8 protein-coding genes are annotated in these 12,819 nt (G+C 52.9%); 6 read left to right on the top strand and 2 right to left on the bottom strand.

From position 1 onward, the window contains the following. Positions 1-8 precede the first annotated feature (8 nt). Together tssD (M1P97_RS23445) and M1P97_RS23440 are read right to left on the bottom strand one after the other, a co-directional pair. A complete protein-coding gene (tssD, locus tag M1P97_RS23445; protein WP_016271573.1) occupies positions 9-431 on the bottom strand; it encodes a type VI secretion system tube protein TssD in 423 nt (140 codons plus the stop codon). An 11-nt stretch (positions 432-442) separates the two neighbouring features. Beyond that, entirely contained in the window at positions 443-2,923 is a 2,481-nt protein-coding gene (locus M1P97_RS23440; protein WP_249390386.1) for an ATP-dependent Clp protease ATP-binding subunit, read from the bottom strand. A gap of 282 nt (positions 2,924-3,205) precedes the next feature. On the opposite strand from M1P97_RS23440, the gene tssD (M1P97_RS23435) reads away from it, so the two are divergent. The 6 genes from tssD (M1P97_RS23435) to M1P97_RS23410 form a co-directional block, all read left to right on the top strand. Next, positions 3,206-3,604: a type VI secretion system tube protein TssD gene (gene tssD / locus M1P97_RS23435; protein ID WP_117966044.1), complete on the top strand. Its 399-nt coding sequence runs from the start codon at positions 3,206-3,208 to the stop codon at positions 3,602-3,604. A gap of 119 nt (positions 3,605-3,723) precedes the next feature. Continuing rightward, a complete protein-coding gene (locus M1P97_RS23430; RefSeq protein WP_151853679.1) occupies positions 3,724-5,532 on the top strand; it encodes a type VI secretion system Vgr family protein in 1,809 nt (602 codons plus the stop codon). 11 nt (positions 5,533-5,543) lie between these two features. After that, positions 5,544-6,902: a hypothetical protein gene (locus tag M1P97_RS23425; RefSeq protein ID WP_151853678.1), complete on the top strand. Its 1,359-nt coding sequence runs from the start codon at positions 5,544-5,546 to the stop codon at positions 6,900-6,902. Between the two features lie 45 nt (positions 6,903-6,947). Further along, positions 6,948-7,421 carry a hypothetical protein gene (locus tag M1P97_RS23420; protein WP_005682896.1) on the top strand — a complete coding sequence of 158 codons (474 nt, stop codon included), beginning with the start codon at positions 6,948-6,950 and terminating at the stop codon, positions 7,419-7,421. 8 nt (positions 7,422-7,429) lie between these two features. Beyond that, positions 7,430-8,797: a DUF5458 family protein gene (locus M1P97_RS23415; protein ID WP_054349576.1), complete on the top strand. Its 1,368-nt coding sequence runs from the start codon at positions 7,430-7,432 to the stop codon at positions 8,795-8,797. Between the two features lie 85 nt (positions 8,798-8,882). Continuing rightward, positions 8,883-12,819 (top strand): DUF6531 domain-containing protein (locus tag M1P97_RS23410; protein ID WP_249390385.1); only part of this gene is annotated, 3,937 nt, incomplete at its 3' end.

Here is a 12,819-nt window from a genome sequence, read left to right as displayed (position 1 = left end):
GTTGTTTTTTAAAATACCCACTGATTTTCAAATTCCTCCGACCCGAACGTCAGCTTCTGAGCCTGCACGGTCAGCTTGGTTGCGATATAGCTCTTCCCCTGCCGGATATAGCTGATTTCCATATCCACACAGGTCGCTTTCTCAAAAAGTATCTTTTCGAGCGTGGAACCCTGGTTGTCATGGACCACGATGGCTCCGTTCTGATACTTGCGGGCATCCAGCATCCACTGGATCATGTCACGGTTGGGAAGATGGGGGTAAGTCACATAGAACGTACCGCCTTTCACTTCGGTCTGGGCCTGTCCTTTGATGTCTATCCCCTGGGCGAACCCGAACTCACAGCCGATAAGCTGGTAACTGTCCTTATACATATCGACCAGTGAGGAAGCGGCAAGATTGCCGATCTTTAAGAATACTGTATATCCAAACATACTGTACTTGATTATTGGTGAATATTCCAGGTTAATTCATTCTGTTCGTCCAGACCCACCTCCAGATTTTTTCCTTTGCACAGCTCTTCATTGATGATAAGCCGCGAAATCGGTCTGCGCAGGTAGTTGCGGATAACCCCGGCAACCTGGCGGGCGCCGTATTTGGGAGTGAATCCTTTGTGGGCAAGCATTTTACGGGCATCGTCACTGATGGTAATACCGATACCTTGCTTGTCCAGCAGTTTCCTGACACTGTTGAACTGTATATCGAATATCTTCAACAGGATGTCTTCGCGGATAGGAGAGAACGGAACGATTTCCGACAGACGCGCCAGGAACTCCGGACGGAAATACTGCCCCATCACCTCCATAATCTGGGTGGTAGCCGGCACATTGCCCGATTCCAACTGCTTCGTCAGCCATTCGCTGCCCACATTGGAGGTGAACAGCACGATGGAGTTGGAGAAGTCCCCTTCCTTGCCCAGACGGTCATGCAGTTTCCCTTCATCCATGATTTGCAGGAAAATATCATAGACGGACGGATGCGCTTTCTCTATCTCGTCAAAGAGGACCACCGCGTAGGGTTGCTGGCGGATTTTATTCACCAGCATACCGCCCTCCTCATAGCCCACATATCCCGGAGGCGCCCCGTAAAGCAGGGCGGCGGAGTGCTCCTCCTTGAATTCGGACATATCAAAACGGATCATGGACTTTTCATCGTTGAACAGCGCCTCCGCCAGTGCCTTGGCAAGTTCGGTCTTGCCGGTGCCGGTAGGCCCCAGCAGGAAGAAGGAGCCGATGGGCTGGCCCGGCTTGTTCATACCGCTGCGGGATTCAAGAATGGCATCGGTCAGTGTTTTCAGCGCCTGGTCTTGACCGACAACCCGACGGCGCAGGTAGTCTTCCATGTTGAGCAGGCGTTCCTTCTCCTGCGACTGTATCTTACCGATAGGAATACCCGTCTTGCTGGCGACAACGGCGGCAACCTCATAAATTCCTACCTCCTCTATGCTCTTTTCCGCAAATGACAGAATGGCGGCCAGTGCGCTCCGCAGGTAAGCCGCCAGCTCTTCATACTCCTGCAATTCATGGATATCCGCCTCATCGGAAACCACGCCCAAAAGGATGGGGCTTAATTTGTTGTGCATCAGGAAAAGCAGCGTTTTCAACTCTTCCGCCTTTTCTTGAGGAGTTTTTTCCTCCTTTTCTATCTCGTCCAGTCGGGCAAGCAAGGCTTCTGTATCCTTCTTTCCTGTTTCATTGACCATCTTGATGGCCGAAAGTGTCATGTCCAGCAGGCCGATGGCGGAGTCGGGCAAACGGCGGTCTTTCACATACCGCTTGGCAAGGCGAACGCACTCCGCCACGGCATCGTCGCTGATTCCCACCCGGTGGTACTCCACGTATGATTGCCGGACGGAATGCAGCATCTGTATGGCGGACTTCAAGTCCGGCTCATTGACCTGCACCACCTCAAAACGGCGGTTGAACGCATGGTCAGGCTCTATAATCTTACGGTATTCGTCAATGGTGGTGGCACCGATAACGGTCAGGTCGCCGTGCGACAATTCGGGCTTCAGCACATTGCCGGCACCGGAATTGCCCTGCCGGCTGTCCAGCAGGATATGAATCTCGTCAATGAACAGGATGGCGTTGTCAATGCCGCGCAACTCTTTCACGATGTTTTTCAAACGGTCCTCTATCTCCCCCTTGTAGGTGGCGCCTGCTATGAGCGAGGCATTGTCAAGCTCAAACACACGGGCTCCCTCCAGGAACGAAGGCACCTTATGGTTGACTATATTCCATGCAAGCCCGTACACAAGGGCTGTTTTCCCCACCCCGGCATCACCGACAATCAGCACGTTCGATTTACTGCGGCTGCCCAGCACCTCCATGACCATGCGGTTCTCCCGGTCACGGTTGATGGTCGGGTAAAGCCTGTCTGCCGCGGTGGCGGTAAGGTCCACGCAATACTTGGCAAGAAAGGAAGTGGAAGAGGAAACGGAGCTTTGAATGAAACTCTCCGGCACGTTGCCGGAGACTCCCGCCGATTCGTTGCCTGTATATATGGAATGGATATCTTTCTCCAGGATAGGGAAAGACCTGAGCTGGTCACTGGAAAAGGCGATGCCCGGTTTCGTCAGTGCCAGCAACACGCAGATGGGATTGATGTCAAACAGCCCCATCTGTATCCGAGCGTCGTCGGCGGCACGGAAAACGGCGTCGATCTTCTCCGACGGCTTGATTTCGGCGAACCGGGTGGATTTCGGACATTGTTCGATATGGACATCCGCCCATTCCTCCAGATACCCCAAATCCTTACCTATACTTATTATAAAATCTCTTAGCCCTACATCTTTATGAAGTAGAGCTTTCAACAAATGCGAGGGAGTGTAACACTCGTTCGCATTTTCACGAGCCACTGCAAGTGCTATGTTAAGCGCAATTTTTACAGAATCATCAAGATTAATGAAACCAACTCCTGTATCCATAATCAATAAGATTTAAAAATTGCGCAGGAGAACATTGCAAATATAAGGCAAAAAAATAAGTCCACCACTTTTCAGGGCAGATTTTTTTATGTTAACGAACATAATTTTTGAAAAAACCAAAAAATATCGCAAAAAATTTCCCGAAAAACTTTTGTAATTTTCAGAAAGCTCCATATATTAGCCCCCGGAAATTGAAAGCCAAAGGCGGGGAGGCGCCGAACCGCCGGTAGCCGGAAATTCCGTAATCAACTTTTTTTTTACAAACTTTAAAACTTTGAGAATATGGCATTTAAAGCGTCATTTAAGTTTTCAGACTCAAGAGAGTTTGATGTATTGAGATGGGATGTCAAGTTCAATCGCGATGTGGATCCCAAAGGCCGTCCGGCATCTGACATCTATGGTGGTAAAATCTATGTGGAGGTTGAATCTACTCCGGACACCATTGTGTTGGACAAGATGTTCAAACAGTATCAGCCCGTAAACGGAAACATCGTCTTCAAGAAAGCGGATGAGGATGCCAAGATGAAGGAATTGGTATTTGAGAACGGTTACGTGGTGGAATACGAGGAGGCACTGAATGTGGCCAACCCCTATCCGATGACAATCAAGTTCGCCATTTCCGCACAGACAGTGAAGATGGACGAGGCTACATTTGTACAGGATTGGCCGGAAAACAACTAACGGTTGTTTTCTAATCAAAGTTTTTAAGGTGCCGGAATATACCAATTCCGGTTATTTCGGCACCAAAAAACATACCGACTGGTCGGATTGATTAATTAATTTTCATAGCAAAAGATAGTATGGGAGCAAGTTTTCTGAATTTGGTAACTACCAAGGTGACAGTGAAAGGAGAGGAACAGAAGTTCGTTTCACTGCGGCTTCATCAGCGGTTTAACCGGCATCACGCCTTTACTGTAATTGTGAATTACCTCTCGCCCGGCAATACGTTCAAGCAGACACCTGAAAAATTCATCAATTACGTCGGGGAGACTGTCAGCATCTCGTTCGCCCACAAGCAGACGGGCGAAAGTTATGACTTCGAAGGGGTTGTCACACAGGTGGAAATGGTCGGAAGCATGGGTGAGGCGGGCGGAGTGGCCATTCACGGAGCAAGCCCCACGATATTGTATGAGAACAACGGGACGCTTGACTCGTGGATGGACCAGACCCTCTCCGCCATCATAAAGGAGGCGACACAGGAATACGGGAAGGTCCCGCTGGCTTCCAATCCCAAATACTCCGCCAAAATCCCTTACATGGCGCAGTACAACGAGAGCGTCTTCGACTTTATGAACCGGCTCTCCGCCCAATACGGCGAGTGGTTCTATTACGACGGGAAAAAAGTCTATTTCGGCAAACCCGACAAGGACAACACGGAAAAGATCATGTACGATGTGGACCTGGAAGAGGTACGTCTGGTGGCAAATCTGGTGCCGGGCAAATCTGCAAGATACGATTATGTAGCGCAGGAGAACAAACAACATAATGCAGACACGCCCGCCAAACCCGATGGCATGAATGACCTCCAGTCCATTGCGCATGACTGTTCCGAAAAGGCGTATGGGGCCAAGACGACTGCCGCCGCCAATCCGCACATCGCCGACAAGGCGGGACTGGACGGGCAGATGAAGGTCCTCAAAAATGAGTCCGGTGCCAATTTGTTGAACATAAGGGGCATAGGAAAGACATGCCGGATCCGGATAGGCGAAGTCATTGAGGTCTCTTTCCCCGGTGACATGAACCTGCCGCCTCTGGGAAAATTCCGCATCACCGAAATCACGCACGAGGTGCGCCGTGACGGGCATTATGCCAACACCTTTGCCGGGATTCCTGACGGAACGGTAAACATCCCTGTCCCCGACGCAAAACTCCCGCTGGCACTGCCCGAGCTTGCGACGGTGAAGAAAAATGACGACGAAAAGGAACAGGGACGGGTGAAAGTGAGTTTCGACTGGCAGAAAAACGGGAAAACAACCAACTGGGTCAGGGTGCAGAGCCCCAATGCGGGAGTAAGCGACGCCGTATCCAAAAACCGCGGATGGGTGTTTGTTCCCGAAGTCGGTGACCAGGTCATGGTGGGGTACGAACACGGCAATCCGGACCGCCCCTATGTGACCGGAGCCATGTTCCATTCCGCTTCAGGAAAGGGAGGGGACAAGAACAACAAGACCAAGAGCATTATCACGCGCAGCGGAAGCGCCATCGTTTTCGACGATGAGACGGGAAGCATTGTCATCACCGACCAGACGGGAAAACAACTGATCCTGCTGGACGGGAAGGACGCCATTACGATTATGGCGAAAAAGAGCGTAGTCATCACCAACGAGGACAAGTCCGTTATCGTAATGGACGAAAAGTCCATAGGTATGCAGGCGGAAACGATTTCCATCGAAGGAAAGAAAAACATTACATTGGTTTCGGGCAACGAAAGTATGGTGTTCAGCAGCGAAAAAAACATCATCAACGGCAGTGCCACCAACATCAAGCTGGAGGCGACAAAGGAATATGACTTGAATACACAGACCGGAACCATGAAAGGCACGAACCTCACCGTGGAGGGAACGGCAAACATGACCGTAACGGGAGGCATTGTGAAAATTAATTCATAAACGGATTGGATATGGGAGCATCAGCATCTGTAATACAGGAATACTACAAGGCGGTCGATTACTGGGCGGACATAGCCGGAAAGAAAGACTGGAAACTGGCGATATGGATTGTCGGAAGGAACGATGTGGACCTGGTGGACAAGTTCCTGGAGATAGAGCGTTCCCCTGTAGGACAGTTCGATGACATATTTTTCCGTTTCGACACGCCCTACAGAGGCGATGACGACGAATATGCCGCACAACTCTGGCAGGAATATGCCGGGTGGTTTGAAGAGCAGGCGGAAGAGAAGGATGACATGCTCAAGGCGTTGCGGCACGACGGGCTGCTCAAGACGGAGTACCGCCCCGACACGTCGGCCGAGCCCACGGCGGCAAACCTGTGGAAGGAGATGTTGCGCTTCAAGGAGTGCATATCCCGTTTGGAGAATGCCTTCTTCTGCATCTATTTTCCTCCGGAACAATCCGGGGAGTTTCCCAGGACGGAATGGTTCGGACAGGTACTGAAAGAGGGTGTCCCGCAGGGCATCCGTCTGACAACCATTGATTTGAAAAAGAACAGGAGTGTCGCTTTGGACGAATCGCCGGAGGTGGTCCACATACGCCCACGCTTTGAAATGGCGGCGGCATTGCATAACCGGATGGCACGGGCGGATGCCGGCAACGACTTGATTGCGCCCGAAAACCGGTTCAAACAGCAGGTGACGGCGGTCATGGACTGCACGCGGAAACAGGATTTGAAACCGCTGGAAAAGGAAATAAGGAAGCTCCTGGATATCGCCGGGGAACTGAAGGATGCGAATATTCGGATATCCGCTCTCTTCATTGCTTCCGAAGCCTGCTATGCTATCCGCGAATACAAAAGCAGCATGAAATACAGTGACAAGACCATCCGCGAGGCGGAAAAGGCGATGAAGGATGGCGAGGCGGCGGGATACAGCTACTGGAAGATGGCTGTTTCCATGAAGGCGGCAATCCTGACGGCCGAAAAAAAACGCGAGGAGGCGGTGGCTTTATACGAGGGGATAGCCGGGAAAGCTGTCGAACGGAAGGACCCCTATTATGTCATGGAGGGCTACCGGATGTGCGGTTTCCTGCGGTACGAGGAGGGAAAGCTGGAACAGGCGTTCGAATATTTTCTGCTGGCATTGGCGGGAGGAAGCTATCTTTCCGAAGACATCAGACGGAGCTCCACCTTCACCTACGCGGCACACCTGGCGCTCCATACGGGCAGGCAGGTGCGTGCGCCGATTGACATCGAGGTGCTGGAACGCCAGCTTCACGAATGGCTGGGCGAGGACTGGAAGGAACTGGTGGAGAACCCCTCCATGCGGCAGGCAAAAGCCAGAAGAAAAGGGGGCATTTTCAACTGAAAGAGAATTTAATCAACATATAGTTTAAACTTAAATATCGAATTTATGGATCTTGGAAATTACGGAATCGGCGGAAACGAAGTGAAGATTGACGCCTCCGAAGGCATTGCGGAAATTCCACAAAACCGGACATTATTGGTGGAGCAGTTGACTAAAGACGAACCGGTGGCTCCCGAAGTAATCACGGGGCTGACCAATATCGACCAGGTCTTCGCGCATTTCTTACCGGAGATAGATATTGAGTTCACCGATGCGGAAGGTGCTCCCGTGGAGGAAAACTTCCGTTTTCACAATGTGGGGGACTTTTCTGTCAAGAAAATGACGGAGCAAAGTCATTTCCTGTCAGGACTGAATACGGAAAAGCAGTTCGCCGACAGGATGGAGAAGTCGTTGCGCTCCAACAAGGTGCTGCAACGGGTATTGGAAAATCCGGCGACACGCGAGGCATTCGTCAATTCGCTTTCTGCCATGCTGGACGATTTAAAGAAAAACGAGAAGTCTAACCCTGCAAATGAATGACAACAGCTATGAGTGAACAGAACACACACAGGGAGGCAGCCGTACAACAACAGCAGGCTGCGGCACAGCCCAGAAACCTGAACGCGGAGCTACAGGTCCTGGCTAAGTTTGGTGGTTTCAATGTCCTGGAGTCCTCTGTGGACGGCATACAGAACCTGAATCCGGAGCGCAAGGCGCGCCGTAACATTTTCCTTACAGACCCCGAACGGGCATCTGAACGCAAGGAGCTGGAGAAACGGCTCGAAATGTGGGTGGACATGCTGCAAGGCAACAAGTCCATCAGCGAAATGATCGAACTGTGTCAGAAGAAATCGGCGGCCGTCTCCGACCTGCTTTCCCAGAACCAGCTGAAGGCGGTGGAAGAGGTGAAACAATTGGAGAAGTCATACCGTACGGTCATGCTTTTCTACAAGAATACGGACTCCGACAAAATTAAGAACATTTCCATTGTCAATGCTTCCATGGAGCAGCTCACCGACCTGGACAACTCTTTCTTCATCGATGCCATTGCGGACGAGCTGCGTGCCAACTACGACCGTCTGGACCTGCGTACCAACTATTCCTTGCTGGTCATCCCCGGCTACCTGGGTTCCAACAAGGTGATTGAGAAATGGGCGAAGATAGCGCATGACAACAAGGTGATGATTTATACCGACTTCGCCGACCTTGAAAAACCGGACGATGTCATCGAAATGTTCTTCGACTCCAACCTGTCGGGAGGCGATGTGTACAAGTCCAACGTATGTATGGCCTGCAACTACCTGGTCGGACGTGGACGTTATGCCGAACTGGGCGAGACGGAGGACTTGCTGATTCCGCCTTCCGCAGCACTGGCGGGCAGCGTGTACAAGACGGTGATGGCACAGGTCACCGCCGGCAAGAAATACGGTTCCATGAGCGAGGTGGACGGAGTGGCTTTCAACCTGAAGAAGAGCGAGATTTCCGAACTGGAGAAGATTGGCCTGATTCCCATGGTGAAGGAATACGGCAAGGTGATGGCGTTCTCCGCCAAGACGTTGTTCAACGGCGATAACCTGGGCTTGCAGACCTATTCGGTGGTACGTGTGTTCGACTGGGTGACCAAGGTATTGATGGACTTCCTCAACCGACGCGCCTTCGAGAACTGGAACAGCAAGGCAGAGAGGGATTTGCGCGGACAAATCAGCAAGTTCCTGGACAGCATCCAGGGTCCCGGACGCCTGATTGAAAAGTTCAAGATTCTCCGCTTCGAGCGTGACCCGAAGCAGAAAGACCGCATTTTCCTCGACATTCACCTGACTCCTTACTTCCCGGCAAAGAGTTTTGTCATCAAGCTGGAAGGCACCAAGGGGGATGACGAGAATGACTGGAACAGCGATTATGCACAGGATGCATAAGCAATCCCTTTTCTGAAACAGCCGGACAACTCCGGTTAACCTCTCCGGCTGTTTCCTTTCTTTACTTTTCTAAACCGTTCTCACTATGTCAGATGTGTTGAAAAATATAGCTGATGCCGTTGACAACAACAGCACCAGACGGGGATTCTCCGACCTTTTCGCCGACTCAAAGGCTGCCCTGGACAAGCTCCAGGCAGGACTGGGCGGACTGCTCCCATCCATGCCGGGCATGCCCGTAGCCAAGTTCGGCGACCTTGCCATAGGGATAGACATGCACCCTACGGTCACACCGCCGTCACCCGTCATGCCCGTGCCGCATGTGGGGAAAGTATATGACCTCATGGCGGACCTCATGGCAGGCATCGCTGCCGCCATGCCGCCCGTTACCGAAGGGGTGGCGGGAGTGGCGTGCAGCATTCTCAAGGGGATGGCGCCCACGGTGAAGGTGCATAACCAATGGATTGCGCAGGCGGGCATAGGCATCGTGCACCTGCCTGCATTCGTCCTGCACCCGGCACCGCTGGTCAGCGGCATGTCCGAGTCGGAAATGTGGATGGGCAGCGCGACCGTGCTGGCGGACGGTGCCCCCTGCTCCACGCTGACACATCCGGCGCTCTCCTGCAACCTGGTCGGCATCCCGACCATTCCCCGCAAGGGGAAGCCCAAGAAGGTGAGCAAGGCGTTGCTGGCACCCACATCCATGCTCTCCACCATCACTTCCGTAGGCAAGCCGGTGCTCGTGGGCGGACCGCCCACCATCGACATGTTCGCGCTGGCAATGAAGTTCGGGCTCAAGGGGCTGGGAAAAATGTGGAAGAAACTGGGCGACAAGTTCCAGGACCTGATTGACAGACTGAGAAAGAAAGGAAAGAACCGGCTGGCGGACATTCTCCAGCCCATCAAATGTAAGACATTCGGCGAGCCGATCGATGCGGCAACAGGCAGGGTGTACCACACCAACGTGGATTTCGAGCTGCCCGGCCCCATCCCCATCGTTTGGGAACGCACTTATTACAGCGATGCCGCCGTGGATGGCCCGTTGGGTTACAACTGGCACCACAGTTACAACCTGGGCATCCGGCGGCTGGAAGAAGGGGCTTTCCTCTTCCGCCATGCCGACGGACGGGAGTCTTTCCTGCCCGTGCTGGAACCGGGAGACTCCTATTTTGACCGCAAGGAACAATTGCACTGGGCGCTTGACGGGCAGGGTTATCTGCTGACCGACATCCGGGGACTACAATATCGGTTCGACGGACCGGAGAACCGCTCCGGCTACCGCATGGTGTCGGACATATCCACCAAAGACGGGTTCCGCATCCGTTTCGAATACGCTCCGGCTGGAAAACTGGCGGAAATCGTATCTTCTCGGGGGGAACGCTTGAAAGTGGAAACCGACGGATTGGGACGGGTATGCTGTGTGTCCATGAGACAGGACGGTGAGGAGACCAGGCTTGTCCGCTATCGTTATGACGACCGGGGCGACATGGTGGAGACCACCGACGCGCTGGATGTCAGCAAGCATTTTGTCTATACCGACGGGCACCTGCTGGTACAGTTGACCAACCAGGGAGGCATGGCCTTCCATTGGGAATACGAGGGCAAAGGTGAGAACGTCCGTTGTGTGCATACATGGGGGGACGGCGGCGTCATGGAGTACTTCATCCGTTACGGCAAAGGCTACACCCATATCCGTAACGGAGAGGGTGCCGAAACCGAATACCATTACGGGGAGGACAAGCTCATCTACAAGATAGTGGATGCCAATGGGGGAATCACGCGCCAGCAGTACAACGGATATCAGGAACTGGAGGTCACGGTCAACCCCGAAGGTTATACCCGCAAGACTTCCTACAACGAGTCCGGTCAACCCGTCCGGATAACGGACGAGAACGGCGAGGATACGTTCCTGAGCTACGACGGAAACCGCAACCTGGTCCTGCTCTGCACGCCGGGAGGGAAACAACTTTCTTGGGATTACGACGGGATGGGCCGTGTCGTCAGCCGCACCACCCTCAGCGGGGAGACCGTGAAATACACTTACGAGGGAGGCGTATTGCATACCATTACCGATGGGCAGGGACGCGTCTATACCCTCACCTTCAACGACCGCTACGACCTCGAACTGCTACGGTTCCCCAACGGCTTGTTCCGCAGGTGGGAATACGATGGCAGGGGCAGGCTTATACAGGCAGTGGATGTCAAAGGCAATGCCACCCGGTACGCCTATGACCGGGCGGACAACCTGATACGGCTGGAAGAACCGGACGGCAACGTGCACCGGTTCGAGTACGACGCCATGGGAAACATGGTACATGCCACGGACAACATCCGTGAGGTGAAGTTCACCTATGGGGCATTGGGGGTATTGAAAAGCCGTGAACAGGAGCGCCACCGGATTACATTCGGCTACAACAGCGAGTTGCAGCTCCGGCGCATCGGCAACGAGGCGGGCGACAACTATTTCTTCGAGCTGGACGGGCTGGGACAAGTCGTTACGGAAATCGGTTTCGACGGGCTGCGCCGCGAGTATGAGCGCGACGGTGCCGGACGTGTCACACGGGTAAACCGCCCCGGGGACAAATGGACGGAATACTTGTATGACGGGCTGGACAACATCCTGAAGGAAGAACAGTACGACGGCGAGGTATCCCTCTACGCGTATGACAAGGACGGTATGCTTGTCAAGGCGGAAAACAGCGAGAACCTGCTGGAGTTCACCCGTGACAGGAAGACGGGACAGATTATTGAAGAGAAACAGGGAGAATATACCGTCAACCGCACGTACGACAGCGAGGGCAACTGTACCCGCATCACCAGCAGCCTGGGAGCGGACATCCGTCATACGTACGACCGGGAAGGCAACTTGCAGACCATGCAGGCGGGCGAGAGCTGGCAAGCGTCATGGGTACGTGACAATACCGGGCTGGAGGTGCAGCGCACCTTTTCCGGCGGTGTGACTGTCAGGACGGAACGCGACTGTTTCGGCAGGGAGGTACACAAGTCGGTACGGTCGGGAGGCATGGAGAAAGGTGCCTACCGCTACCAATGGGGCATCGCCAACCGCCTGCTCTCCAAGGAGAATGAGCTGACGGGCACCGTCACACGGTACGACTACGACCGTTTCGATTTCCTTATCCGGCAGGAAACTATGCAAGGTTCGGAAACGGATGTGATTTACCGGACACCGGACTTCGTGGGCAACCTCTTTGAGACACCGGACAAGAAAGACCGCAAATACGGTGCCGGTGGAAAACTTTTGGAGGACCCGGATTGTTTCTATCACTACGATGACGAGGGGAACCTCATTTTCCGTGAGTTCAAGCAGTTGCTGGAAACGGGTGTAAGGTTCGACCGCAAGCGCATGGAGAAGGAACAGGGTATCCGTTGCCTAGCAACGGGAACGGGGTGGCTTTACGAGTGGAGTTCCAACGGGATGCTGAAGAAAGTTATACGTCCGGACGGAAGACCGGTGGAGTTCCGGTATGATGCGTTGGGACGACGCACGGCTAAGCAGTATTTCGGAAAGGTCACACGTTGGGTATGGGACGGGAATGTGCCCATACATGAGTGGAGCTACAAAGTCACCGATAGGCAATCAAATGAGGAGGAAGGTTCTTTGCTCAAAGAACCGACAGAGGATATTACCACCTGGGTATTCGAGGCTGGCACGTTTGTGCCAACAGCAAAGATACAGGAAGGTAAGCAATATTCCATTGTGTCCGACTATTTGGGTACTCCCATTCAGATGTACGATGAACAAGGAAACAAAACTTGGGATTGTACATTGAATATTTGTGGGATAGTGACCACATTTGATGGATGCTCTTTGAATGATTGTCCTTTCAAGTTTCAGGGGCAATATGCAGATGAAGAAACGGGATTGTATTACAATCGTTTCAGATACTACTCGCCTGAAATGGGGATATATATTTCTTCTGACCCGATTGGGCTGGCGGGCGGATTTAATACATACGCTTATGTGAAAGATACTAATACTTGGGTTGATGTTTTAGGTCTAAGTG

It is taken from the genome of Parabacteroides leei (genome assembly GCF_023369805.1).
GTDB lineage: Bacteria > Bacteroidota > Bacteroidia > Bacteroidales > Tannerellaceae > Parabacteroides > Parabacteroides leei.
This window is presented reverse-complemented; position numbering and strand designations above follow the sequence as displayed.

Coding starts and splice junctions, on each gene's coding strand:
- tssD (WP_016271573.1), bottom strand. CDS start 431: ATGTTTGGATATACAGTATTCTTAAAGATCGGCAATCTTGCCGCTTCC.
- M1P97_RS23440 (WP_249390386.1), bottom strand. CDS start 2,923: ATGGATACAGGAGTTGGTTTCATTAATCTTGATGATTCTGTAAAAATT.
- tssD (WP_117966044.1), top strand. CDS start 3,206: ATGGCATTTAAAGCGTCATTTAAGTTTTCAGACTCAAGAGAGTTTGAT.
- M1P97_RS23430 (WP_151853679.1), top strand. CDS start 3,724: ATGGGAGCAAGTTTTCTGAATTTGGTAACTACCAAGGTGACAGTGAAA.
- M1P97_RS23425 (WP_151853678.1), top strand. CDS start 5,544: ATGGGAGCATCAGCATCTGTAATACAGGAATACTACAAGGCGGTCGAT.
- M1P97_RS23420 (WP_005682896.1), top strand. CDS start 6,948: ATGGATCTTGGAAATTACGGAATCGGCGGAAACGAAGTGAAGATTGAC.
- M1P97_RS23415 (WP_054349576.1), top strand. CDS start 7,430: ATGAGTGAACAGAACACACACAGGGAGGCAGCCGTACAACAACAGCAG.